Source organism: Marinoscillum sp. 108 (genome assembly GCF_902506655.1).
Taxonomy (GTDB): Bacteria; Bacteroidota; Bacteroidia; order Cytophagales; family Cyclobacteriaceae; genus Marinoscillum; species Marinoscillum luteum.
Genome location: NZ_LR734808.1, coordinates 3,231,504 through 3,258,324 on the forward strand (window position 1 = coordinate 3,231,504; position 26,821 = coordinate 3,258,324).

Annotated in this window: 24 protein-coding genes; all 24 read left to right on the forward strand. The window is 39.8% G+C overall.

Features of this window, described 5'->3' with window-relative positions:
- Window positions 1–46 precede the first annotated feature (46 nt).
- The 24 genes from GV030_RS13095 (at window position 47) to pheS (ending at window position 26,813) form a co-directional block, all read left to right on the forward strand.
- Window positions 47–397, forward strand: a complete 351-nt coding sequence (locus GV030_RS13095; protein ID WP_159582760.1) for a four helix bundle protein — start codon at window positions 47–49, stop codon at window positions 395–397.
- 1 nt (window position 398) lies between these two features.
- Window positions 399–1,691, forward strand: coding sequence for a sulfate adenylyltransferase subunit CysN (gene cysN, locus GV030_RS13100; RefSeq protein ID WP_159582761.1), 1,293 nt, complete (start codon window positions 399–401; stop codon window positions 1,689–1,691).
- A 73-nt stretch (window positions 1,692–1,764) separates the two neighbouring features.
- Window positions 1,765–2,526 carry a 3'(2'),5'-bisphosphate nucleotidase CysQ gene (gene cysQ, locus GV030_RS13105; RefSeq protein ID WP_159582762.1) on the forward strand — a complete coding sequence of 254 codons (762 nt, stop codon included), beginning with the start codon at window positions 1,765–1,767 and terminating at the stop codon, window positions 2,524–2,526.
- Window positions 2,527–2,601: 75 nt separating this feature from the next.
- Window positions 2,602–5,085: an SLBB domain-containing protein gene (locus GV030_RS13110; RefSeq protein ID WP_159582763.1), complete on the forward strand. Its 2,484-nt coding sequence runs from the start codon at window positions 2,602–2,604 to the stop codon at window positions 5,083–5,085.
- Between the two features lie 102 nt (window positions 5,086–5,187).
- Window positions 5,188–6,264 (forward strand): Wzz/FepE/Etk N-terminal domain-containing protein, encoded by a 1,077-nt coding sequence (locus GV030_RS13115; protein ID WP_159582764.1) that lies wholly within the window; start codon window positions 5,188–5,190, stop codon window positions 6,262–6,264.
- Window positions 6,261–7,028: a glucose-1-phosphate cytidylyltransferase gene (gene rfbF, locus GV030_RS13120; protein ID WP_159582765.1), complete on the forward strand. Its 768-nt coding sequence runs from the start codon at window positions 6,261–6,263 to the stop codon at window positions 7,026–7,028. The genes GV030_RS13115 and rfbF overlap by 4 nt, the downstream gene beginning before the upstream one ends.
- Entirely contained in the window at window positions 7,016–8,131 is a 1,116-nt protein-coding gene (rfbG, locus tag GV030_RS13125) for a CDP-glucose 4,6-dehydratase (RefSeq protein ID WP_255465387.1), read from the forward strand. The genes rfbF and rfbG overlap by 13 nt, the downstream gene beginning before the upstream one ends.
- Complete coding sequence (gene rfbH / locus GV030_RS13130) at window positions 8,128–9,441, forward strand: lipopolysaccharide biosynthesis protein RfbH (RefSeq protein ID WP_159582766.1); 1,314 nt, start codon at window positions 8,128–8,130, stop codon at window positions 9,439–9,441. Before rfbG ends, rfbH begins: the two co-directional genes overlap by 4 nt.
- A 475-nt stretch (window positions 9,442–9,916) precedes the next feature.
- Complete coding sequence (locus GV030_RS13135) at window positions 9,917–10,810, forward strand: NAD(P)-dependent oxidoreductase (RefSeq protein WP_159582767.1); 894 nt, start codon at window positions 9,917–9,919, stop codon at window positions 10,808–10,810.
- A 51-nt stretch (window positions 10,811–10,861) separates the two neighbouring features.
- Window positions 10,862–11,806 (forward strand): glycosyltransferase, encoded by a 945-nt coding sequence (locus GV030_RS13140; protein ID WP_159582768.1) that lies wholly within the window; start codon window positions 10,862–10,864, stop codon window positions 11,804–11,806.
- Window positions 11,803–13,239, forward strand: a complete 1,437-nt coding sequence (locus GV030_RS13145; RefSeq protein WP_159582769.1) for a lipopolysaccharide biosynthesis protein — start codon at window positions 11,803–11,805, stop codon at window positions 13,237–13,239. The genes GV030_RS13140 and GV030_RS13145 overlap by 4 nt, the downstream gene beginning before the upstream one ends.
- Window positions 13,240–14,124, forward strand: a complete 885-nt coding sequence (locus tag GV030_RS13150; RefSeq protein WP_159582770.1) for a glycosyltransferase family 2 protein — start codon at window positions 13,240–13,242, stop codon at window positions 14,122–14,124.
- On the forward strand, window positions 14,121–15,275 hold the full coding sequence (locus GV030_RS13155; RefSeq protein WP_159582771.1) for a glycosyltransferase family 4 protein: 1,155 nt from the start codon (window positions 14,121–14,123) through the stop codon (window positions 15,273–15,275). The genes GV030_RS13150 and GV030_RS13155 overlap by 4 nt, the downstream gene beginning before the upstream one ends.
- On the forward strand, window positions 15,269–16,507 hold the full coding sequence (locus GV030_RS13160; RefSeq protein ID WP_159582772.1) for an O-antigen ligase family protein: 1,239 nt from the start codon (window positions 15,269–15,271) through the stop codon (window positions 16,505–16,507). Before GV030_RS13155 ends, GV030_RS13160 begins: the two co-directional genes overlap by 7 nt.
- A gap of 1 nt (window position 16,508) precedes the next feature.
- Window positions 16,509–17,600 carry a polysaccharide pyruvyl transferase family protein gene (locus GV030_RS13165; RefSeq protein WP_159582773.1) on the forward strand — a complete coding sequence of 364 codons (1,092 nt, stop codon included), beginning with the start codon at window positions 16,509–16,511 and terminating at the stop codon, window positions 17,598–17,600.
- 7 nt (window positions 17,601–17,607) lie between these two features.
- Window positions 17,608–18,777 carry a glycosyltransferase family 4 protein gene (locus tag GV030_RS13170; RefSeq protein ID WP_159582774.1) on the forward strand — a complete coding sequence of 390 codons (1,170 nt, stop codon included), beginning with the start codon at window positions 17,608–17,610 and terminating at the stop codon, window positions 18,775–18,777.
- Complete coding sequence (locus tag GV030_RS13175; RefSeq protein WP_159582775.1) at window positions 18,770–19,528, forward strand: WecB/TagA/CpsF family glycosyltransferase; 759 nt, start codon at window positions 18,770–18,772, stop codon at window positions 19,526–19,528. The genes GV030_RS13170 and GV030_RS13175 overlap by 8 nt, the downstream gene beginning before the upstream one ends.
- Complete coding sequence (locus GV030_RS13180; RefSeq protein ID WP_159582776.1) at window positions 19,525–20,502, forward strand: NAD-dependent epimerase/dehydratase family protein; 978 nt, start codon at window positions 19,525–19,527, stop codon at window positions 20,500–20,502. Before GV030_RS13175 ends, GV030_RS13180 begins: the two co-directional genes overlap by 4 nt.
- Window positions 20,495–20,857: a cupin domain-containing protein gene (locus tag GV030_RS13185; RefSeq protein WP_159582777.1), complete on the forward strand. Its 363-nt coding sequence runs from the start codon at window positions 20,495–20,497 to the stop codon at window positions 20,855–20,857. Before GV030_RS13180 ends, GV030_RS13185 begins: the two co-directional genes overlap by 8 nt.
- 149 nt (window positions 20,858–21,006) lie before the next feature.
- Window positions 21,007–22,119: a GDP-mannose 4,6-dehydratase gene (gmd, locus tag GV030_RS13190; protein ID WP_159582778.1), complete on the forward strand. Its 1,113-nt coding sequence runs from the start codon at window positions 21,007–21,009 to the stop codon at window positions 22,117–22,119.
- Window positions 22,120–22,177: 58 nt separating this feature from the next.
- A complete protein-coding gene (locus tag GV030_RS13195) occupies window positions 22,178–23,107 on the forward strand; it encodes a GDP-L-fucose synthase (RefSeq protein WP_159582779.1) in 930 nt (309 codons plus the stop codon).
- A gap of 56 nt (window positions 23,108–23,163) precedes the next feature.
- Complete coding sequence (locus GV030_RS13200) at window positions 23,164–24,549, forward strand: undecaprenyl-phosphate glucose phosphotransferase (protein WP_159582780.1); 1,386 nt, start codon at window positions 23,164–23,166, stop codon at window positions 24,547–24,549.
- Between the two features lie 106 nt (window positions 24,550–24,655).
- Entirely contained in the window at window positions 24,656–25,759 is a 1,104-nt protein-coding gene (locus tag GV030_RS13205) for an MraY family glycosyltransferase (protein WP_159582781.1), read from the forward strand.
- Between the two features lie 40 nt (window positions 25,760–25,799).
- Window positions 25,800–26,813, forward strand: coding sequence for a phenylalanine--tRNA ligase subunit alpha (gene pheS / locus GV030_RS13210; protein WP_159582782.1), 1,014 nt, complete (start codon window positions 25,800–25,802; stop codon window positions 26,811–26,813).
- The last annotated feature ends 8 nt before the right edge of the window (window positions 26,814–26,821 follow it).

A 26,821-nucleotide genomic window follows, 5' to 3' on the forward strand; every position in this document is an offset into this window, starting at 1 on the left:
GGTATTGGCCTATAGCTGTAAGCTATTTGACTTTTGAACTAACTAGATGAGGGACTTTACGAAGTATGATGTTTGGAATAACGCAATCAGCTTATCAGTGAAGATTTATTCCCTCACAGCCAACTATCCGGGTGAAGAAAAATATGGACTCGTTAGCCAGTTGAGAAGGGCTTCGGTTTCAGTGCCTTCTAATTTTGCCGAAGGATGTAGTCGATCATCAGAAAAGGATTTCAAGAGATTCATTGAAATTGCGATTGGGTCGGCTTTTGAGCTTAAAACCCAGCTGGTTATTTCCAATAAGTTGGGACATTTATCAGAGAGAGATTTTTCATCTGTAATTGATGATCTTGATATTATTGCAAAACAACTAAATTCTTTTAGGAATAAATTGAATTAAAATGAGCAAAACAGGCGAACAGCCAACAGCCAAAGCGAATAGCTACCTGGACATGGAGCTACTTCGATTCACCACCGCAGGCAGTGTGGATGATGGAAAGAGCACCCTCATTGGAAGACTGTTATTTGATTCCAAATCGATTTTTGAGGATCAGATGGAGCAGGTGCGTCAGTCAAGTGAGCGAAAGGGACTCGAAGGGGCAGATTTGGCTTTGCTGACAGACGGGCTAAAGGATGAGCGTGAGCAAGGAATTACCATTGACGTGGCCTACCGATACTTTGCTACACCCAAGCGGAAGTTTATTATTGCGGATACACCGGGCCATATACAGTATACCAGAAACATGGTCACAGGGGCGTCTACGGCCAATGTTGCTTTGATCCTTATAGATGCCAGAAATGGCGTTGTAGATCAGACTTGTCGTCACTCGATCATTGCTTCATTGCTTCAGATTCCACACCTCGTGGTTTGTGTCAATAAGATGGATCTGGTGGATTATAGCCAGGAAGTTTATGACAATATCGTAGAGAGCTTTGAGAATTTTGCTTCGAAATTGGAAGTAAAGGATGTGAGGTTTATACCTATCAGCGCATTGAAGGGGGACAATGTGGTGAACAGAAGTGAGAATATGTCCTGGTTTGAAGGCTCTACTTTGCTCTATACCCTGGAACATATGCACATCGGTAGCGATCACAACCACATCGATTGCAGGTTTCCTGTACAGACGGTTATCAGGCCTAAATCTGATAAGTATCATGACTATAGAGGGTATGCCGGCCGCATAGCCGGAGGAATTTTCAAGCCTGGAGATGAAGTGACCGTGCTGCCATCAGGATTTAGTTCTAAAATCAAATCGATTGAAACCTTTGATGGCCCTATCGAGGAGGCGTATGCGCCCATGTCGGTGACGATCACACTGGAGGATGACGTGGATGTGAGCAGAGGAGACATGCTGGTGAGAACTAATAATCAGCCCGAAGCAAAACAGGATTTGGAAGTGATGCTTTGTTGGTTGAACCAGAAAGGTCCTATGCCAAGGACTAAGTATACGCTTCGTCATACCACTGCTGACATGAAAGCCATGATCAAAGAGGTGCGATATAAGCTGGATATCAATACCCTTCACCGGAATGAGGAAGACAAGAATGTAGGGATGAATGATATTTGTAGGGTACAGCTGAGGACTACCAAGCCAGTTCTGGCGGATTCTTACAGAAAAAACAGACAGACAGGGAGTATCATATTGGTTGACGATGCTACCAACGAGACTGTGGCAGCAGGTATGATTATCTGATTTTATTCAAAAACAATAACCTAACAGTCACCTGCATTCTATTATAGAGTGCAGGTGACTTTTCTTTACATGTATGGACTTTAACAACCTTTTAGAGATAGCCAAAATTGCCGCCCAAAAGGCGAGTGTAGAAATTCTTCGTATTTACGACTCGGGTGATTTTTCTATTGAGGCAAAATCTGACCACTCACCTCTGACCCTGGCAGATAAGGCATCACACCAGGCCATTGTTAAGGAGTTGGAGCCGACAGGAATTCCCATTCTGAGTGAAGAAGGAAATTCGATTCCCTATGAAACGAGAAGCCAGTGGGATTACTTCTGGATGATTGATCCATTGGACGGAACCAAGGAGTTTATCAAAAAAAATGGAGAGTTCACGGTAAACATTGCGTTGATTCATGAGAATCGAGCCATACTTGGGGTGGTTTTTACACCAGTGTTGAATGATCTTTTTTGGGCGGTCAAAGGAGATGGTTCCTTTAAAAATGGTGACCGCATAAGTTCAAATCACTTTAGTTTGAGTGACAAAGGCCTCAATGTAGTGGCTTCCAGGTCTCATTTGAATGACGAAACGCAGGCCTATCTGGACGAACTGAATGAGCCTCAGACATTATCCAAGGGCAGTTCCTTGAAATTGCTGATGATTGCGGAGGGGGTGGCAGATCTGTATCCGCGTTATGCGCCCACCATGGAATGGGATACCGCAGCCGCCCAGATTATCGTTGAGGAAGCTGGCGGCGCCGTTATCGTAAAAGGGACCAATGAGCCGGTGGCTTATAACAAGCAGAACCTGTTGAATCCGCATTTTTTGGTGACTGGCCGGTTAAAAAGCTAGGTCAACAGGTTTTTTTCATACCAATCAGATTCATCAATCGTTTTACTACCTTTGCATCCGAAATTTGAAAATAGAATGAGTAAAGTCATTATCAGAATTTTTCTGGTTTGTATCATTACCGTTGCACATGTTGCGATCACCAAAGCCCAGGACGCTTCCAGTATTCAAAATCTGCAGAATGTGAATGTAGATGAACTGAGCGATGAGCAGGTTCAGAAGTTCATCGACCAAATGGAGGCCAGTGGGTATTCGGAACAACAGCTTGAAGTCCTTGCCAGAGCCCGTGGGATGTCATCTACACAGCTTTCCAAGCTTAGACAAAGGATAGCAAAGCTTCAATCAGGAAGCAGTGGAGGAGGAAGTAAGGAAATATCTAGAGGTAGAACCTCAACGATCGATTACAATAGACAGGCCAACGACGAAAACCGGTCGTCAACATTTGATCCCTTTGCATCTATTTTCCCACTAGATACCTTAAAGGATGATTCAGAATTAAAGATTTTTGGACTTTCTTTTTTTAAGAATCAGAACCTCACCTTTGAGCCGAGTTTAAGTATCGCCACTCCAAAAGGGTATCAGATTGGTCCTGGAGACCAAATCATTATTGATGTGTGGGGCGCTTCAGAACAGACCTATCAATTAGAAGTATCACCAGAGGGGTCTATCATTATTCCAAGTTTGGGGCCTATTTATCTGAATGGACTTTCTATGGAGCGGGCCGAATCAAGGATCTTGTCCAAGTTGAAAGCCATCTACAGCACTCTGGGGGACAATACTCATGCTCAGGTGAGTTTGGGTCAAACAAGAACCATTAATGTCAATGTGATTGGTGAAGTAGACCGGCCGGGAACCTATCAAATGTCCTCATTTGGGACAGCCTTCAATGCCTTGTATTTTGCGGGAGGTCCGAATAATAAGGGTTCACTGAGAGATATTCAAGTATTCAGGGGCGGGCAAAAAGTGGCTACCCTGGATGCTTATAGTTTTTTGATTTACGGCGAGGGTCAAAACATCATGCTTCAGGATCAGGATGTACTGTTGGTAAAGCCTTATCTCAATCGGATTTCCATTGATGGAGAGGTGAAGCGTCCGGCCATATATGAAATCAAGGCTGAGGAATCTTTATCAAAGCTCCTTGAGTTCTCTGGCGGGTTCACCGCCATGGCCTACCAGGCAAGCATTTCACTAAGAAGAAATTTGGGAAACCGAAAAACCGTCCAGACCATATCACCTGAGGACTTTGCAGGATTTAAGTTACAGGGGGGGGATTATATTGAGATCGGGGCCATTCAGGATCAGTTTATCGGAAGGGTTCGGATAGAGGGAGCAGTGAATCATCCCGGTGAGTTTGAACTCAAAGAAGGCATGATGTTGTCTGATCTAATAGCTGTTTCAGATGGATTCCGAGCAGATGTCTTCTTGCCAAGAGCGATAGTGATCAGGCAGAATGATGATTTAACCCTTTCAAATTTGGCTTTTTCTCCTCAAGAAGTACTGAATGGAACCTTTGATTTGGCATTGAAATCAGAAGATCTGATTAGGGTTCAATCGCTTTTCGACATGAAAGAGAACTATACGGTGTCTATTCAGGGTGAGGTGTTGATCCCTGGCAATTATCCGTTTGCAAAAGGGATGACCGTGGAGAATCTCATTTATCTGGCGAATGGTTTTAAGGAAACTGCAGCTAAGTCTTTTGTGGAGGTGGCTCGTAGGGTTACAGAGGACATGGGAGACGGGAGCAATGCATCTGAGATTTTCAATTTTCCAATTGATCAGAATTTGTCGTTGAATGCAACTGGTTCGCAATTTGAGTTGAAACCCTTTGATCTGGTGGTGATCCGTAAGTCACCTTTCTATGAAAAACAAAGTATTATAGAGATTGAAGGAGAAGTGCAATATCCCGGAAAATACGCTTTGCAAACTAAAAACGAGCGCATCTCTGATGTGTTGAAGCGTGCTGGGGGATTGACGGCTTTCGCTTACGCCAAAGGAGCGACACTGATTCGACGAACGGAGTATTATGTTTCAGATGATGAAGGGGATGAAGCGGCAAAGATTAGAAGAGAAGAATTGAAGGGTCTGTTAGCTCGGGATACGCTCGTGGATAAGAGTCAACAAGCTTTTAAGGCACAGGAATCGATAGGGATCCGTTTAGTAGAAATTCTTGAAAACCCCGGCTCTGGTTTTGATCTGATCCTCAAGGAGGGGGATGTGATCAGTATACCAAGGGAATTGCAAACTGTAAGAATACGTGGTGAGGTACTCTACCCAAGTACCGTGCGGTTTGATAAGTCGAATTCCTTCAATCAATTTATTTCGAAGGCGGGGGGGTTTGCAGACAACGCCAAGAGAAACAAGTCTTACGTGGTTTATGCCAACGGTAGCGCCGAACGGACCCGAAGTTTTCTGTGGTTTAAAGACTATCCCAAGGTAGAGCCTGGAGCGGAGATAATTATTCCAAGGAAGCCTGAGCGGAGAAAGTTAAGTCCCGGAGAGATTATTAGCATTACCACAGGTATAGGTACGTTAGCATTGATTATTAATAATTTGACTAGGTGATGCTGGGTTACGCTTTTGTTTGTTTCAGTTTGCTACTTCATGACAAAATGAACCTTTACCGAAATCCTCATTTTTTAAGCTTACCTTTGCGCTCCGATTAGTATGAAAGAATCAAAAAAAATCATACAAGAAGACGAAATAGACCTCCTCGAACTCGTACGAGTCATTTGGTCCAAACGCCGCTTCATCCTGAAAGTAACAGGCATCTTCGTGGTACTTGGTCTTATCATCTCTTTCGCCTCAAAAGTGGAATACGAAGCTTCCTGCAAGCTGATGCCCGAGAGCCAGGAAGGCACAAAAGGCAAGCTCGGTGGCCTCGGTGGCTTGGCAGGCCTGGCAGGGATAGATTTGGGGCTGGGAACCACCGGCTCACTCACCCCTCAGCTCTATCCGGAAATTGTAAAAAGCGTCCCTTTTCAACTACAGCTTATCCACACACCCATACGCTTTGAAAAGCTCGATTCACTAATGAGCAGCTACACGTACTTCACGGAAATGGACAGGCCGTCACTCTTTGGCTTCATCACCGAGTATACCATTGGACTGCCAGGAAAGATCAAGGGACTCTTTACTGCTGAGGAAGTGGCGCCTTCCAACCCAGCTAATGATGACCTGATTCGCCTGACCAAAGAAGATTGGAGTCTGGTAGAAACATACCGCGAGCGCATCAGTGTTTCTGTAGATGATAAGACGGGCATTATTACCGTAACCACCGAAATGCCAGACCCCTATGCCGCGGCGCGGGTAACCGATCTGGTGGTAAAAAAGCTTACCAGTGAGGTGACCAACTACAAAGTAGAAAAGGCGCAGGTTAATCTGGAGTTTATCCGGGAGCGTTATGCAGAGGCCGAGAAGGAGTATGAAGCCAAACAAAAGCAGCTAGCTCGTTTTACGGATCGAAATAAGAACATTACCAGCTCCCTGGTGCAGATAGAGTACCAGCGACTCCAAAACGAAATGAACATCACCTTTGAGGTGTACAAGGGCTTGGCCACTCAGCTTGAGCAGGCCAAGATTAAGGTAAAGGAGGAAACGCCAGTGTTTACTATATTGGAGCCGGTAAAGGTGCCTGTGGGAAACAGTTCACCGAAGAGAGGTTTAATTCTCATCGGCATGTCTCTTTTTGGGGGTATAATAGCCATAATATTTTCAATATTCAAAAATTCAGATAAAAAATGAAAGTTGTCATCTTAGCAGGCGGTTTTGGGACAAGATTGAGCGAGGAAACAGTATTGAAGCCTAAGCCTATGGTCGAAATTGGTGGAAAGCCAATTCTGTGGCATGTCATGAAAACATATTCTCAGCATGGTTTTAATGACTTCATTATTTGCCTTGGATACAAGGGCTATGTTATCAAAGAATACTTTGCTAACTATTTCTTGCACATGTCTGACGTCACCTTTGATATGGTATCTAATGGTGTGGAGTATCATAAGTCAGAGGCTGAGCCTTGGAAGGTAAGTTTAATTGATACAGGTTCGGACTCAATGACCGGAGGTCGTATTCGAAGAGTAAAGGATTATCTCAACAACGAACCTTTTATGCTGACCTATGGCGATGGGGTTGGCAATGTAAATATTCAAGAGTTAATGAGCTTTCACCGAACAAATAAGAAGTTACTAACTGTAACAGCTGTGCAACCATCAGGAAGATTTGGGTCGTTAAACATAGACAAACAGGATAGTGTTACCTCTTTTCTGGAAAAACCTAAGGGTGATGGTAATTGGATCAATGGTGGTTTTTTTGTTTGTGAATCTGAGGTTATTGATTTTATTGATGGTGACCAAAGTATATGGGAGAGAACTCCAATGGAGCGGATTGCAGCTAGTAACGAAATGGTGGCTTATAAACATACTGGATTTTGGAAGCCAATGGATACCTTAAGAGATAAAATGGAATTAGAGCAATTATGGGAGTCGGGTGAAGCTCCGTGGATAAATTAAAAGCAATGACTTCTTTCGGCGTGGAAAATTATTTTAGGGAAAAATATGCTGGCAAAAGAGTATTTATCACCGGTCATACAGGATTTAAAGGATCATGGCTTACAACATGGCTAATCGAAATAGGAGCCATTGTAAAGGGATATAGCCTTGAACCTGTGCATGGGCTAAATCTTTTTGAGAGCCTAGAAATTAAAGGTAATCATGAGTCTAAAATTGGTGACATTCGTGACTATGAGAGGCTCGAATCAGAAGTCGTTGATTTTGAACCGGATTATGTATTTCATCTAGCAGCTCAACCGCTTGTTCGTTATTCTTATGATTATCCAATTGATACTTACCAAACTAATGTAATAGGTACTGGTAATTTGTTAATGGCCATAAAAAAATTAGACAATCCTTGCGCTATAGTTTTAATCACTACGGATAAGGTTTATTTAAATAATGAGTGGCACTATCCTTATCGTGAGACAGATCGTTTGGGAGGTTATGACCCGTATAGTTCTAGTAAAGCATGTTGCGAATTGTTAATTGATTCATTTAGAAATTCGTACTTTAATCTAAACCAATATCAATATCACCAAAAAGCCATAGCGGTTGCTCGTGCAGGAAATGTAATAGGTGGAGGTGATTGGTCTCGAGATAGAATAATCCCAGATATTGTCAAGGCACTCAGGTCAAATAAGACAGTGGAAATGAGAAATCCCAGAGCCGTCAGACCTTGGCAGCACGTGATTGAACCTTTGGCAGGATATCTCCTCTTGGGAGCTAGATTATCTGAAACCCCCTGTCAATTTGCGAAAGCGTGGAATTTTGGTCCTTTATTGCAAGATAACATTACTGTTAATAAGCTGGTTGATCATGCAATTGAAATTTGGGGCAGTGGAACCAGTAAGGATATCTCAAACGATAAAGATCCCCATGAAGCGGGTTTGCTAAAGTTGGATATTAATAAAACATTGAATGAATTAGGCTGGAAACCAAAGTTCGATAGTAAAGAAGCCATTCATTTAACCATTCAATGGTATAAAGATTTTATTTCAGGTCAAAATTCAAAAGACCTTTTATTAAAAGATATTTCGAAATATTTAAAGAAAGCAGAATGAAATTTACGAACCTGATTGATGATCATCTAATAAGCAGTCTTCGAAAGATTGCTGCTGAAAAAGTAAAGCAGGTAATTACACCAGGTATTGATTATATTCCTGTAACAGGGAAGGTCTTAGATGAAGACGACCTGCTCTATGGTGTTGAATCTGTTCTGGATGGCTGGTTAACAGCAGGCAGATTTGGAAGAAAATTTGAATATGAGTTTGCAAAATATTTTGGGAGTAAGTCCTCTATTTTGGTAAATAGCGGATCATCAGCTGATTTGGTAGCGTTCTATACACTTACTTCCCCGAAACTGGGTGACCGGGCAATAAAGCCCGGTGATGAGGTGATAACCGTTGCTGCTGGATTTCCAACTACAGTTAACCCGATTATACAATTTGGTGCAGTTCCAGTATTTCTAGATATCGATATCCCTACATATAACGCAAAGGTGGAGTTATTGGAACAGGCAATTTCACCCAAGACAAAGGCCATTATGATGGCACATACCCTTGGTAATCCTTTTGATTTGGCTGTAGTGACAGAAATCGCTAAAAAATATAATTTATGGCTAATCGAAGATGATTGTGATTCTCTCGGAGCGACATTTAATGGACAAAAAACGGGCACATTTGGAGACTTGGCTACTGTCAGCTTCTATCCTGCTCACCATATTACAATGGGGGAAGGTGGAGCGGTTTTAATAAATAATCCTCGACTGAAAATGATCGCTGCGAGTTTTCGGGATTGGGGTCGTGATTGTTACTGTGATCCAGGAAAAGACAATACTTGTAAAAAGCGTTTTGAGTGGCAACTTGGTGATTTGCCCTATGGTTATGATCATAAATACACATACAGTCATATAGGGTTTAACCTCAAAGTGACCGATATGCAGGCAGCTATTGGATTGAGTCAATTACAAAAGGCAGACCAGTTTGTCGCTAAGCGACGTGAAAATTTTCAGATGCTATACAAAACAATGAAACAGTTTGAAGAATATTTTATTTTGCCCGAAGCTACACCAAATTCAGATCCAAGCTGGTTTGGGTTCATGTTGACTATTCGTGATGGTGTGGAAATCGACCGTCATGATCTAGTGCAACACTTAGAAAATAATAAGATTGGAACCAGACTTTTGTTTGCTGGCAATCTGATGAGACAACCAGCCTATCTTGGAATTGAAAAGCGTACCGTTGGAACATTTGAAAATACAGATAAAGTAATGAATGATTCATTCTGGTTGGGGGTATGGCCTGGACTTAATAAGAATCACTACAACTACATTTCTCAGATAATTGAAGATTTTATCAAAAAGAACGCCTAATGAAGTTTACTGAGACGGCAATTGAAGTTGGTTCTAAGTTTTATACTAGGATGATAACGGAGAGTTTGCTACTGTCCTACAATTTCAATGAACCCTCTGGATCGAATTTTCACATTAGAGAAATTTATTACTCCATTTCGAAACCCGACATATTAGTCACCCCCATTTTTCTGTTTACTCCAATAGACCAAGCAAAAATTGTGTGTTCAAATGGTGAAATGCTAAGGAAAAGGTTCAATGCAGTGGCAAGGTGTTCCTATCTGGGTTGAATCAAACAACCGAAAGGGTCTTTATATTCCCAAGGAATGTACTTATAAACTCTTCACGCCAAGAGAAGAACCCGATTGGTGGAGAGATGGGAGATTCAGATATTATTATGAAACATACGTTGTGGATAGGTATCTATAAAGGATTGGACAAAGTGAAACTGATTTTCATCACGGAAGTGATAGCCGAATAGTAAATATTGAAAAGCATGGATAAAGTGTTAGTAACGGGCGCTAGTGGATTTTTAGGAGGGCACTTAGTAAGGCATTTAAGAGTATCGGGCTATTGTATTTTGGCTTATTACAGGAGTGAAGCCTCAAAAGAAATATTAATAAATAAAGTGAATTATCTTTATAGTATTGATGATTTAGATCGCCCATTTGATGATTTTTCAATATATGCGGTAATTCATTTGGCAACAAACTATGGTCGAGAAAAAAATTCTTGCGAGGATCTTATCGAGACTAATATAGGCCTACCTTTAAAATTAGCTAGACTAGCTACTTTGGGGGGCTGTAAATTATTTATAAATACAGATACTTTTTTCACTAAAATGGATTCCTACTCTTATTTGTCTGACTATACTAGTACGAAGAAATTGGCTTGGGAGTATATAAAGAGCTTGTATCCTGACAGAAGAGAAACGATATTTTGTAATATGGTATTATTTCATGTTTTCGGAGAAAATGATTCTCAATCAAAATTTATTCCTTGGCTTATTTCTGAATTGATGAAAGATAGTATGTCTCCAATTCCTTTAACAAGTTGTACTCAAACTCGTGATTTTATTTATGTGGATGATGTAGTTCACGCCTATGAACAAGTGTTAAAATCATATTCATCTCACAGAGATTTTCAGACCTTCGAAGTTGGTAGTGGGAGCTCTGTATGCCTAAAGGATTTTGTTTGCGAGATCAAAGATTCTCTTAATAGCAAAGGTTTCAGAACTAGGGAATTGGCTTTTGGTTTGATCCCTCAAAGGGAGGGAGAAATTGACAATTTTGTTGCCAATACTAAAGATTTGAGAAATATTGGTTGGGTCAAAAGGTGGACCTGGAAAGATGCAATTGAAAATTTAATAGCATCTCACCCAAGTAAATAATAATTTTGATTCCACCAATATTTAATATTCCTAACCCCATATCGGTTAACCATGATGCTTAGTATTTGTATCCCAACGTATAACAGAGATCAAACTGTAAAAAGAAATATATTACATATCTTCGAAATACTTGCGAAAAATGGTTTAGAGGATTTAGTTAGTATTAATGTTTCTGATAATAACTCTCAAGATAAAACTTCTGACGTGTTAGATGAAATTTTAAATACATACACACCGAAATTTCACTTCCGAGTTCATCATCACACAAGAAAATTGAAGATTCAGGACAACCTAATTTATGTTGCCGCTATGTCTAAAACCGAAAAGTTTATGTGGCTTGGTGATGATGATTTTTTTTCTGAAGATTACTTATTGAAGGTAATAGAGTTAATAACCACGGATAAAAATGTTTCTGGAATTATACCAGCGTTTAAAGAGGTCGGTATTTCGGGTGAAGAATTATCCGGGAGCAGAGACCTTGGAAAGGAATCAAAAATCTATTCACCAGGCTTTGCGACGTGCCTGAAAATGTCTTGGAGGGGGCATCAAATGAGTGGTTTGGTATTTGATAGGCACATACTTGAATACTATCAAAAGAATGAAGTGAGCAATATGTATCCCTTTATTTTCTTTGCCGCATTTGCTTCTCTTCATGGCCATATTTTTCACCTAACAGAATTTCCGATTGAAGTTACTCAGCCGGGTCAAGAGAAAAAAGATTGGGGCTATGACCAGGATGGATTGTTTAATGAAGTTTTTGATAACTATTCAAAACTTGAGGTTGGTATGTTGAGGAAGACGCTACTTCAATTGTATTTTTATTATCAACAATTTGGCAGGTTACTAGCATATAAACGTAACGGATTTAGGGGTGTCATGAAAGCATATATTAAAGTTGAGTTCTCCAAAAATGGTACATTTCTATTTAAGATTTGCTTTCCACTTTTTGCAGTCACACACATCATTTTCCTGAAAATTCGAGAGTATCTGAAATGAATTCCACTAAAGGCATCATATCGAAAGGAGTTTTCTATACTGCTCTGTCAAGATATTCTAATGTACTAATTACCATACTGATTACGGCTATTTTAGCTAGACTCTTAACTCCATTTGAGTTTGGAGTCGTAGCTGTGGTTATGGTTTTTACCACCTTTTTTAATGTGCTTGGAGATTTTGGAATTGGCCCTGCGGTAATTCAATTCAAGAATCTAACAGAAAAGGATTTGCAATCAATTTTTTCCTTTTCGGTAATAGTGAGCATTGCTCTTGCTTCAATCTTTTTTCTTTCCAATCATCTAGTGGCGTCTTTTTATGAAGATGAAAAACTCAAGGATATAATCAAGCTTCTCTCAATTTCCGTCTTATTTTTTTCGATGAGTGTTGTCCCAAAGGCACTACTTTTCAAAAAGCTCAAGTTCAAGCAGGTAGGAATACTAAATGTTGCTATCCAATTGTGTTCAGGGACTGTAGCAATTATACTTGCTTATTTTGAGTACAGTTATTTTTCACTAATCGTTAAAAGCATACTTGATGGTTTATTAAGCTTCATTATTTTTTTTTCCTTAAGCTTTGTTAAACCCACTTTAAGAATCAAATGGATATCTATAGAAAAAATAATAGGGTTTTCTTCTTATCAATTTATGTTCAATTTCATCAACTATTTTTCAAGAAACACAGATAACTTACTTATTAGTAAATATTTTGGTCCTGCCCTCTTAGGTTATTATGATAAAGCCTATCGATTAATGATGATGCCGGTTCAAAACTTGACACATGTAATTACTCCCACCCTACAGCCAATATTATCTGAATTCCAGGATGACCATGACAAAATTTTTGTTTCATATCTAAAGGTCGTGAAGGTGCTTGCCTTGATTGGCTTCCCTTTATCCTTCTTCTTGTTTTACTCCTCAACGGAAATTGTTTATATTATTTTTGGCTCTCAATGGGATGCAAGTGTTCCTATATTTAAGCTACTTGCGCTGACAGTAGGATTACAGATGGTTTTATCTAGTTCGGGTGCTATATTTCAATCTATAGATAGAACGGATTTGCTTTTTGTTTCTGGATTGATAAGCTCGTTTTTTATGGTATCAGGTATTTGCTATGGTATTTTTTTAGGCCGAAGTTTAGAACATGTCGGGTTAGGTCTGATTTTTGCTTTTGGTTTGAATTTTATTCAATCATTTTATTTCTTAATAGTGAGGGGGCTAAAAAAGCCTTTGATAAAATTTTTTAAGATTCTAATGGTGCCAATCGGTACTAGTTGTATCCTAGGCTTAGTTTTATGTTTTGTATCGTATTATAGAAGAGATAATATGTTTTTGAACCTATTAATTAATTTAATAGTCTTCTTAATATTATTTTTAATATCACAAGAACACCGAAAAATATTTTCGGATTTGATCAGAGACTTTAAAAAGGGTTGAATGTCAGGAGTACCAGAAATAAGTGTTATAATACCCGTTTTTAATAGGGAAATATCTATTGTAAGGGCGGTAAAATCTGTAATCAAACAAAGTTATGAAAATTGGGAGTGTTTGATTATTGATGACGGTTCAACAGACAGTACACTTGAAAGGGTAAGAACTGAATTTTCTACTGATCCTCGTTTTAAAATTATTGAACGACCCAAGACAAGAATAAAGGGAGGAGGAACTTGTAGAAATATTGGAATAGAGATGGCAATAGGAAAATATATAGCCTTTTTAGACTCAGATGATGAGTGGGAGCCAAATAAGCTAATGAGACAACGTGAATTTATTCGTAAATTAAATTCAGAAAAAGTAGTTATTTACTGTCAAGCGAAGATTTTTAGAAAACATCACACAATTGTGTTGCCAAGCTTTGAGAAAAGCCATATGACACCTGTCGAAAAGTATTTGTTCTTGGAGAAGGGCTTAATGCAAACAAGCACTTTTTTTCTTCACAGACATTTTGCAAAAAAAATCTTATTTGATGAGAATCTTGCCAGACATCAAGATTACCAATTTGTAATAACGGCGGAGGAAGTTGGAGCTTGCTTTAGGTTAATTGAGGATAGCTTAGTGAAGGTCTATTGGAATGAAGATTACAACCTCGAAAAGAGAGGGTGGTCACCGGATGTTTCTTATTCTTTTGCTAATCAATATCTTAAAAATCAGATGATTAAAGAGGTCTTTATTGGAAGAAACATCTTAAATGCTTGTATCTTGAATAAGATGTATGTGGAAGCATTGAATATTTTCGTGAAATATACGTATAAGCGTCTTCATTTTTATGATTTTATCACCATGATAAAATTGCTACTATTGGGATTACTAAAAGTTAAATGATAAAAGGAAAGATGAGGTTAGCAGTTTTCCATTATAAAGTAATTGAAAATAACCCGTCAGGTAGTTGTATGCATAAGATGATCAGTGCTGTTTCAAAGGATCATGAAATAGTGGTTTTTGCTAATGAATTTGACAGAAATATAAAGGATCATAACATTGAATGGGTAAAGGTTCCATTGTTAAAGAGGCCTATGGTATTAATGTTTTTAACCTTTCATATCATTGCCCCAATAGTTTTTCTTATACACAAGCTGAAAGGGAATAAAAGGTTTGATAAGGTTATTATCAGTGAGAACAATCTTTTATTCGGAGATATTAGCTACGTTCATTTCTGCCATAAAGAATATTTGGAGAAGCATTTTAAACTCTCAGAGGGAGGAATGCTACATTTTTTTTATTTTCTCAACCATTTTTTAAGAGCACTGATTGAGCCATTGGTTTACAAACGAATAAAGGGTTTTATTGTCCCATCAAATGGGATTAAAAGGGAACTCGAGCGAGTTTATCCTTTTACAAAAAATAAGATTAAAGTAATTTATAACACTGTAGATATTGAGAAGGTCCGTAAAAGACTAAATGCAAAAGTCATAGAAAAGAAGTGGCAAACCAAAAACAACAGGGTCGAACTTTGCTTTATAGCTTTAGGACATTTTCAAAGGAAGGGACTGGATATTATATTATACTCTCTTCAGAAACTACAAGAGGAGCATTTAATGCTGACAGTTGTGGGGGGTAGTGAATCACTGATAAGAGTGTACAAAGAAAAAGCTAAAAGCCTTGGAATTGAGGACTATGTGAAATTCACAGGATTTCAAAAGAATGTATACCGGTTTCTAGAGCATTCGCACGTATTTATTTTTCCAACTAATTATGAAATATTTCCCTTGGTTTCACTTGAAGCGGCGGCAGCAGGCCTTCCATTAATTGTGACTAAAGTATATGGGGTCGAGGAATTCATGATTGATGGGGAGACAGGAATTCTTATCGAAAGAACATCTGAATCCGTTATTAAAGCCTTAAGGGAAGTGATCAAAATGAATCCGATTAAACTTAAACAAATGGGACTATTGGCCCAGAAGGAAATTGAGACTTTTAGTATCGACAGGTTCGATGAGAATTGGCGTACTTATTTAAACAATCAATTGTGCTAATCCCTCTAACCCTTTTTTTTGTCTTTTTAGTACTAGTTTTACGCCTTAAGTACGCGATTATTATTTGGCTGTCAAGCTATCATTTTGATTTGGTGGCCATGCTTGATTCTTCAGGTATAGAAAGTATTTCTTTTAATTTTTTAAGATTGTTAGTTATCCCTTCGGTCGTTTACTTACGAATCGTTCATGCGGAAAAACTAACTTTTCATTATAATAAAAGCCTTATTTATGCGGTTTCAGGTGTTTTGGTATTAACGCTTTCGAGTTCTATCTTAAGTGGTCTTCATATAGAAGCGGTTAAACAATATATATACTTACTGAATTTTGTAATAAGTTATTTCATATTACAAAAGGTTCTGTCTAAAGATTGGTTAAATAATTCATACATATATTTGATTTTCTTTCCCCTAGTTTTTGCCATTTTGCAAACCTACTTCTTAGGACACTACTATGGAGGGGTTAATAATCAACGTTTTACAACTTTCACAAGTCCCCAAACCTATGCGTTGTATTTGGTTGTTTTATTCATTTTAATAAATGATTATAGTAAGCGAAAAGGTGCTAAAGAATATTTGTTTCTTATTATAATATTGATTCAGTTACTACTAACAGGTAGCAGGTACTCTTTGATTCTATTTGGAGCAACGTTTATATTAGACTTCATGACATTAAAACGTCTGAAACTAAAAATCTCTACGTTACTAATTATTGTTGCAACAGTTGTTGGTGTTCTTGGTATTGGATCTGACGCTATTTCTAAGCTAAGAGGCTTGGATTTTATTGCTTCCTCTAATTCAGCTTCAGTTACTGAAATTGGTACTATTAAATTTAGAGTTGCGATTTGGTTGTTTATGTTCAATGATTTCATGAATTCGAGCGTTTTTTACCAAGCTGTTGGCCAAGGTATTTGCAGCACAGGCACATTGATGATTGAAATGATGCCAGCATATACCGAAGCTAATATGGATTACAACAGAATCGCTCATAACGAATTCCTTAGGGTTATTTACGAATTTGGTGTCATTGGAATCATCGTTTTCGTTGCTTTCTTATGGCGTCTATCATCAACAATAAAAAGTGAATTCACATTAATGCTTAAGTTTTCTATAATTTTAATCGGTGCTTTAAGTATTGAGAACATATTTGCGGCAAGTGGAGGCCCAAGTGGTGTGGCTTTAGTACTTATGTACACTGGTATTCTTAATAAAATTCAAGTTCAAGAAGATTGCTGAAATGAGATTATTTGTAATTGGTCACTATGGAGGCGATAATTTAGGTGATGAGCTTATGCTTCATGGTATATTACATGAGTTGCAGAAAAAACCTAAAGTAAAATCAATAAGGGTTGTGACCAAGAAGGCGCCACCAGCTAGCACTTGGAAGGTGAAGTATATTGGTTTAGGTCTTCGAGAATTAATCCGAGGTATTTTTTGGTCGGATACACTTATATTAGGAGGGGGGACCCACTTTCATGATGATTACAATGATCAACGATATTCGCGTCATAGACTTTATTTGCTTCGGATATTTTTAATTACATTAATTTTCCGAATCTTTTTCAAAAAAGTTTATTATTTGGGAATGGGGTTTGGTCCGTTTAATCGAAAGTCAGTTCAGTTGATGACTAGAATGAGCACTGCTTTAACAACGGGAATAACAGTAAGAGATATTATGTCAAAAGAACGTTTGAGTACAATAGGAGTTGACACTAAATCAATACCTATCAATTTTGATCTTGCGGCATTACATCCCTCCTTTTCTGTTAGGGATAAGTCACCTCAGGGTCTTGATTTAGGAATTTCTATAACTTCACTTGAATATTCTGGTGTCGGAGTGAATGATGAATTTTGGTATGAAGTCATATTTGAAGAACTTCTGGATCTTTATCAGAGATCCGATATTGTTATAAGGATTTTTGTATTTCGTACAGGAGAGAAAGAAAGTGATTATCTCTTGAGCAAAGTGCTTTATCAAAAACTCTATGCTCATGACAGTAGTAGAACTACTATACAAACACCTAACTCAATAGATCGTTTTCTCTGTGAAATGAGGAGTTGTAAATATTTCATTGCTACTAGATATCACTCAGCAGTAACCTCATTTCTTTCTGGTTGTAATATTTTGATAGTACCCTACCACGCTAAACTAACCGATTTCACTGACTCGGTTGGATTGGATAGAGGTTCGATTTGCAATTTTGAAGAAAGGACTATCTTCAAAAGGAAGCTTAAGGAATTGTGCAATAATAACAGCCGATTTATACCCAAACTCGAAATCTCACAAGCAATAAAGTCAGCAGAGAATAATTTTTTGTTTTTTAGATAATAAGAAATTGAAAAACGTTCTGGTATTAATTCATACACCTACTTTTGGTGGTCCGCATAACCAAATGATTAGGTTAAAAGAACCTCTAGCAGTCTATGGGTGGGAACTTATTGTTGTTTTACCCGAGGAAGAAGGGGATGGCTATGATCGGCTTAAAAGTGCAGGGATTCAAGTTATTCGGACAAATATTAGTAGAATAAGAGCATTAAAACCTTGGCGTAATATCTTCTATTTTAGGAATTTAAGGAAGGAAGTAAAAAATCTTGAGGAGATTGTACTCAAATACAACATTGACCTTATTCAAGTTTGTGGATTGATGCATATTCATGGGGCAATTTTGTCAAGAAGGTTAAAAAAGCCATTGGTTTGGCAACTGCTAAGTACTTTTGCTCCTAAAATCCTTAGAGCGATCTATACACCTATTGTTGGAAAGTTTGCTCATGTTGTTATGTCTACAGGAATGATGATTGTTGATAAACACCCATTCAACGAGCAGGTAAAAAGTAAGCTGATACCGTTTTATCCTCCTGTAAATACCGCTGACTTTACATATACAGCAGAGAAGAGAAAACTGGCTAGGCGTTATTTGTCAATTCCTGAAGATGGCTTTCTGATTAGTACGGTGGGCAATCAAAATCGACAAAAGTCACATGAACAATTTGTCAAAGTTGCAGCAATGTTCAAAAATACCGAATCAATTTACTTCAGGATTTGTGGACAATCTACCGATTCACAGAGAGAAATTTATACCAAAAGTGTTTTGAACCTTGCTAAAAAATATGATTTGTATTGCAATGATTTCTTTGATGTTCTAGAACCCGGAAAAATAACAGTAGATCAAATACTGTCTGCAACTGATGTATTTCTTTTAACATCTTTTGCAGAGGGAGTGCCTACTGCAATTTTAGAGGCAATGTCGGTGGGTTTACCCATCATTAGCACTAAGGTTGGATCCATACCAGAAATAGTCAAGGATCAAAGAAATGGATTCCTATATGATTTTGATGATTTAAGTTCTGTGAAGTCTGCTATCGAAGAATTGTACATGGATCCAGAGAAGAGACGGATGTTCTCAATAAACAACCGGCAAGATGCAATTGAATTGTTTGACACAAGCAAATGTGTCGAGAGACATGTTGAAGCATATCGGCTAGCAATGAGTAAGAATAATGGTTAAAGTATTAGGCATCGCACTCTATGATAGAGATATTTCGACTGCTATCGGACAAATCCTTTCTGAGCAAGAAAGGGACAATAAATGTCTGAGCGCCACAGGTGCTCACGGGCTAGTCTACTCTCGAAAAAAACCTCAATTTAGATCAATATTGGAATCATTTCACCTAAACCTCCCCGATGGAATGCCAGGGGTATGGGTAGGCCGAATGAAAGGAGCCAAAAGAATGCAACGATGCTACGGCCCTGATTTCTTTAAAGAGGTAATGATCGCATCAACGGCCTCCAAAGGGATCAGTCATTTCTTTTGTGGAGGAAAGGAAGGCGTGGCCAACCGTCTAAAGGAAGTCTGTGAAATCAAGTTTGGCAACCATAATGTTGTAGGAACCTTTTGTCCTCCGTTTAAGCCGGTGAGTGAGTACAACTATCAGGAGATAGCAAAGATAATCACAGAGAGTAAGGCAGATATTGTTTGGATAGGTTTGAGCACGCCCAAGCAGGAGCAATTTGCTTATCATTTGTCCAAGTTCACTGAAGTAAAATTTATTATCTGCGTTGGTGCTGCTTTTGATTTTCATATAGGTAATGTAAGGCAGTCGCCTTCTTGGATACAAAAGCTCGGCATGGAGTGGTGTTTTCGTTTGTTCATGGAGCCAAAGCGCTTGTGGAAACGATATTTTGAGATTGTCCCTTTGTTTATTTATTATAACTTTGCAGAATTCGTTACTGGTAAATTTTACAAGAAAAAATCATGAAGAAAGCATTAGTCTGTGGGGCCGGCGGGTTTATTGGCGGTCATTTGGTAAACCGTTTGAAAAAAGAGGGTTATTGGGTACGTGGAGTAGACTTAAAGGATAACGAGTATGGCAATAACAATGCTGATGAGTTTATCATTGGAGATTTGCGTGATGTTAAGATAGTATCAGAGGTTGTTACCCAAGACTTAGATGAAGTGTATCAATTGGCTGCTGATATGGGCGGAGCTGGTTTTGTGTTTACTGGAGACAATGACTCGGACATCATGCATAATTCAGCATTATGCAACTTGAACGTATTGGAAGAGGTGAGAATTAAGGGTATTAAAAAGATCTTTTATTCCTCCTCTGCATGTATGTACCCGGAGTATAACCAGATGGATCCAGACAATCCTAAGTGTAGTGAGGATAGTGCCTATCCTGCAGCTCCGGATAGTGAATATGGTTGGGAAAAATTGTTTAGTGAGCGTCTATATCTAACTTACGGTAGGAACCATGGAATCGACGTAAAAATAGCACGATTTCACAATATTTTTGGTCCCTTAGGAACATGGGACGGAGGAAGGGAGAAAGCGCCAGCCGCATTGTGTAGGAAAGTCGCTGAAACACCCGAGGGTGGCATTATTGAGGTATGGGGGGATGGCAAACAGACTAGGTCATTCTTGTTAGTGGATGAATGTGTAGAAGGGATACGTCGGTTAATGGAATCCGATTTTCATGGTCCTGTCAATATTGGTTCTGAGGAAATGATCTCCATTAATGATTTCGCAAAAATGATCATTGATATTTCAGGTAAGGAGATTACCATAAGGAACATCAAAGGGCCTACAGGTGTTGCCGGAAGAAACTCTGATAATAAGTTGATTAGGGAAAAGCTAGAATGGGCTCCAAGTATGTCTCTTAGGGAGGGAACTGAGATAACTTATAAATGGATTTCTGAACAAGTGAGGGAGAAACAAGCAGCCAATGTCTAATAAAATTTCTCAATACTTAGAGAATATGGAAGGTGAGCCAACTGCTCACCTTTCTGGCTTTAAGAAGGTTTTCCTTACATGTGATGACACGGATTCGGCCATAACCCAATTTGCATATGCTTCGTTCATGCCTGGAGAAAAATGTGAAAATCATGTGCATCCTACCATGATGGAGTGTTTTTATTTCATTTCAGGCTTTGGTGTGTATAAGGTTGGTGGAGAACTTGTTAGGATTAAACCAGGCACCTTTTTAAGAATACCCCCGAACACCCCCCATGAGTTTCGGAACGATAGTATTGAAAACCTTGAGTTTGTTTATTTTGGAATCGCAATAGAGAATTCTTCCTCTAACTAGATTTGATCTATTCGAAAAATTTATTCAGGAAGCTGTCAGGGCCAATCCGGTGAAACATTTTGTCTATGTTTCTTCCGGTGCTTATGTGCGCTTGAACACTAAAGGTTTAATCGAATAGTCCCACTTCTATTGTAACTTTGCCAAAGGATATGAAAAAAGCACTCATCACCGGAATCACAGGGCAAGACGGAGCTTACCTATCCGAGCTGTTATTGGAAAAAGGATACGAAGTTCATGGGATTAAACGGAGAGCCTCATCTTTTAATACTGATCGGATTGATCATTTGTATCAGGATCCCCACAGCTCCGAGACAAGGTTGTTTTTGCATTACGGGGATTTGACTGATTCGATGAATCTGACGCGATTGATTCAGGAAATCCAGCCTGATGAAATCTACAACTTGGGTGCCATGTCGCATGTGCGAGTGAGTTTTGAAACGCCCGAATATGTAGCCGATGTTGATGGCATTGGAACGCTTCGGTTGTTGGAGGCCGTAAGGTTACTTGGGCTGACTCAAAAAACGAAAATCTATCAAGCATCGACTTCCGAACTTTACGGGTTGGTACAGGAAGTTCCTCAAAAGGAGACCACTCCTTTTTATCCGAGATCTCCATATGGGGTCGCCAAGCTTTATGCTTATTGGATCACGGTAAACTACCGGGAGGCTTACAATATGTACGCCTGTAATGGGATTCTCTTCAATCACGAATCACCGTTGAGAGGGGAAACTTTTGTGACCAGAAAGATTACCCGGGCTATTGCCAAAATGGCCCTTGGACTTCAGGATAAAGTGTTCATGGGTAATATTGACTCTAAGCGGGACTGGGGCCACGCCAAGGATTACGTAAGAGGTATGTGGCTGATGCTACAGCAGGACAAGTCGGAAGACTTTGTCCTGGCTACAGGTGTGACTACCACCATTCGTGATTTTCTGCGCATGGCATTTGCAGAAGTGGGTGTAAAAATTGCCTTTAAAGGAGAAGGAGTGGATGAAATCGGATATGTTCAGGCTATATCTGATGCGGGTTATGCCTTCAAGGTGGGTCAGGAGGTGATTCGCATCGATCCAAAGTATTTCCGACCTACGGAAGTGGATTTGCTGATTGGTGACCCGACCAAGGCCAATGAAAAATTAGGTTGGAAGCCAGAGTACGACCTCAAAGCACTTGTGAAAGAAATGATGGAAAGTGATCTCAAACTTTTCGAGAAGGATAAGTATTTGCTCGAAGGTGGTCACGATATTTTGAAGCAGGCTGAATAGTCAGACCAAACCCCATTCATCAATCATATTCTTCTAAAGAAATAACATTTCCAATACTATGGAAAAAGACGCTAAAATATATATCGCCGGCCATCGGGGCATGGTGGGCTCCGCTATTGTGAGAAAGCTTCAACAGGATGGGTTTACCAATTTGGTGTTCAGGACTTCCTCGGAGTTGGATCTCACCAACCAAAAAGCGGTGGAGGATTTTTTTACTTACGAAAAGCCGGATTATGTTTTTTTGGCAGCCGCCAAAGTAGGGGGCATCAATGCCAACAACATTTATCGGGGACAATTCCTGTATGAAAACCTCATGATTGAGGCCAATGTGATCCACCAGTCTTATGTGAGCGGTGTGAAAAAGCTCCTTTTTCTGGGTAGTTCATGCATCTATCCTAAAATGGCCAACCAGCCCATACAAGAGGATAGTCTACTGACTGGTCCGCTGGAAGAGACCAATGAGCCCTATGCCATCGCCAAAATAGCGGGGATTAAACTTTGCGAGACTTATCGGGCACAGTATGGTGTTGATTTTATCAGTGCCATGCCTACCAACCTTTATGGGCCCAACGATAATTATGACCTGGCCAACTCTCACGTTCTGCCGGCACTGATTCGTAAATTCCATACTGCAAAGGCGACCGATGCTCAGGAAGTATCCATTTGGGGTACCGGATCTCCGCTTCGCGAATTTCTCCATGTGGATGATTTGGCGGAAGCTTGTCTTTTTCTGATGGAGAATTATAGTAGCGAGAAGACCATCAATGTGGGCTTTGGTGAAGACTTGTCTATAAAAGATTTGGCACTGATGGTAAAGGATGTGGTAGGTTTTAGCGGAGCCTTGGTGTTTGATTCAACCAAACCGGATGGGACTCCAAGAAAGCTAATGGATAGTTCGAAGTTACGCGCGTTGGGTTGGATGCCCAAAATTTCACTTGCTGATGGTATCCGAAAAGTATATTCCGAAGTGGATAAATCGCTTTGGTAAAATTTTGCTACCGCTTCTGTAATAATATTTATATTTGCCGTTCATATTTTTAAAATATGTCGGAGCATCGTTTTTCCAAATATTTCCCTGTTCTTTTTTTACTCGCAGATCTGGCTTGTCTGAATCTGGGTATATTTTCGGCTAACTACGAGCGGTTTGGAGGATTACTCTATACCAATGAGAGCTATCTGACCCTTCAGGTGGTCTTGAACCTTGCCTGGTTGATGATTTTCTTCTCTACCAAGCTTCATGAAATCAGTCGTGAATTCAGGCTGATAGATCACCTCAATAAGGTTTTGACAGGGCTGGTGATCAATCTTTCTGTGGTTTTTGCCTTGTGGTTTGTGGCTAAACCTTTTTATTACTCCCGACAGCATCTGTTCATTACCTATCTGGTTTTCACTTTGCTCCTTATTTTCTGGAGATCGGCTTGGCATTATTTTATTCGCTATTACAGAAGGAAGGGATATAACCTAAGAAATGTGGTGATTGTGGGTTACGGTGAGCTGGCCACTGATCTTGAGCGTTACTTCCGCTATAATCCTGGAATTGGTTATAAGTTTTTGGGGTATTTTGATAATAACCCTGAGGAGGCCCGTGGAAGATATTTGGGGATGGTCAATGAGGTGAAGAGTTATGTTGGGAAGCATTCCGTGGACGTTATTTTTTGCTGTCTCCCCAGATTGTATGACAAGGAGATCAAGAAGCTGATTGATTTTGCAGAAAATAACCTAATCAAGATCAAAATTATCTCGCAGTTCAGCCGATTGGGAAATAAGAGCCTGAGTATCCAGAAGTATGGCGATATTCCTGTCATTAATGTGGGGGCAATTCCACTTGACAGTATGGCCAATCAGGTTATAAAGCGTGCCTTCGATATTATTTTCAGCTCATTGGTGATGATATTTATCTTTTCATGGCTCATTCCTATCATCTCTTTGCTGATTAAAATGGAGTCTCCGGGTCCGGTGTTTTTCAAACAACACAGAAACGGAAGGGACAATCACCCATTCTTGTGCTGGAAATTCAGAACGATGGTGGTGAACAATGAAGCTGACTCTAAGCAAGCCACCAAAAATGATCCCAGAATCACCAAGATTGGGGCTATTTTGAGAAAGACGAGTATTGACGAGCTTCCCCAGTTTATCAATGTCTTTTTGGGAGATATGTCTGTGGTGGGACCAAGGCCTCACCCTATCAAGCTCAATGAGCAATTTCAACCTAAGATCGATCGCTTTATCCAGCGTCATGCGGTGAAGCCTGGCATTACCGGATTGGCTCAGGCCAAAGGCTTCAGAGGGGAGACCTCCGTATTTAGTGATATGAGTGGCCGGGTCCGTTTGGATCGGTTTTATGTGAAAAACTGGTCTCTTGTGCTGGACTTTAAAATTATTTTACTCACTGTGATCTCCATTATGAAGGGCAGTGAGAACGCCTACTAAACGTTAGTATTAACAGCCCCAACTAGTTTATTTCTTACTTTATCGAAATAAGAATATTAAATCTATTTATTTTTATACTTTAGATGCTAGGTTTAAAGCTGGTTAAATGTCTATCATCATTTCTATTATCGCCGCCTTCATTGTCACCTTTATCCTGCTACCCATCATTATTAAGGTAAGCAGGTCTGTGGATTTGTTAGATGCACCTGACAGAAGAAAGATTCACAGGGTATCCACTCCCGCGCTTGGGGGTATTGGGATATTCGTGGGCTTTATGGTCGCTGTTTTCATGGCCGTTCCTTTGGCTGAATTGGCAACTCTCAAGTTTTTCTTATTTGGACTGATCATCATATTCTTTATGGGAATCCGGGATGATATCTCGAGTCTCATGGCTAAGCACAAGCTTTTGGCACAGGTATTTGCGGCCTTTTTGGTTGTCTACTTTTCGGACATACGGCTCACAGGCTTTTATGGCATGTTTGGAATAGGGGAGATGCCAGAATGGTTTAGCATTCCGTTTACAATCTTTGTATTAGTTGGGCTGACCAATAGCTTTAATCTCATAGATGGTATTGACGGTCTGGCGGGTACCATTGGTATACTGATATTATCCTTTTTCGGGTGGGTGTTTCTTACTGGAGGGTACTATGCATATTCTGTACTCTGCCTTTCTGTGGTAGGGTCATTGTTTGCTTTCCTGCTCTACAACTGGAATCCATCTCGCGTGTTTATGGGCGATACAGGCTCCATGATTCTTGGTTTTATTATTTCATCACTGGCTATCTTGTTTATCAACGTAGCTCCAGGGATGACCCTTGGGTACTTTGAAATTACTTCCAGTGTATCGGTTTGCATTGCAGCATTGATTCTTCCCATATTTGATACAGTGCGTGTTTTTACCATTCGCTTTAGCAACGGAAAGAATCCTTTGGATCCAGATCGGAATCACCTACATCATGGATTACTAAAGCTAGGCTTGAATCACGCTCAGGCTACAATCTTTCTCGGGTTGTTCAATTTACTAATTCTGTCAATGGCTCTGCTGCTCGACCCTTATTTGGGAAATGGCTCGCTTATGCTGATCATTACCGCCATGTGTGTGGGAGTGACTATGACATTGGGTTACAAACTCAAACGAAAGGGGCATCTTGGTAAGATTACTCCGGTGGCCACTAAATCATCTGATCTTTATATTTCTAAGTCTGCTTAAGAAGCTTCTGTTTATTATTTTTGCCCGATAGCTAGAAAAGATGAAAGAGAAGATCGGGACATATATAGAGGCCATAGACAAAGCCATTGCCAAAAATAAGGAAGAGCTCGAACAGTTCAGGTTGAGATTTATCAGCCGGAAAGGTGTGTTGACTGAGCTTTTTGAAGAGTTTAAGAAAGTCCCGAATGAGCAAAAAAGGGAGATCGGCGGGGAGCTCAATGTACTCAAGCAAAAGGCTCAGGAGAAATTTCAGGAGCTAATTGATCATGTGAATGGCTCCTCTATGAGTGATGCCGGTGCACAAGACCTGGATGTGACGCTGCCCCCCATAGTGGAAGAGGGCTCTGTGCATCCCCTTTCCAAAGTTAAGAACAGGATCATCCAAATCTTTGAGCGGCAAGGGTTCAGTGTCAAAGAAGGGCCTGAAATCGAGGACGACTTTCATAATTTCACAGCACTCAACTTTCCCGAAAACCATCCTGCGCGCGAAATGCAGGACACTTATTTTATCTCCAAGAACCCGGATGTTTTGCTCAGAACCCACACATCCAATGTGCAAATCAGACTAATGGAGCAGGGTAAGCCCCCATTCCGGTCTATCATGCCGGGCAGGGTGTTTCGAAATGAGGCCATTTCAGCGCGTGCCCATTGCTTTTTCAATCAGGTGGAAGGCCTGTATGTAGACAAGGACGTGTCTTTTAAAGATTTGAAACAGACGCTTTATCATTTTGCCAAGGAGCTGTTTGGAGAAGATACTCAGATTCGTTTTCGGCCTTCATTTTTCCCTTTTACAGAACCCAGTGCGGAGATCGACATTAGCTGTTTCATTTGCAAGGGCGATGGCTGCAAAATCTGTAAGCACACAGGTTGGGTGGAAATTGGTGGTTCCGGAATGGTAGATCCCAATGTACTGAAAAGCTGTGGTATAGATCCGAAGGAGTATAGCGGATTTGCTTTCGGTATGGGTATTGAGCGAATCACCATGCTGAAGTATCAGATTGATGATATCAGACTCTTTTCAGAAAATGACCTTAGGTTTTTGAAGCAGTTTTAGGGAATCAC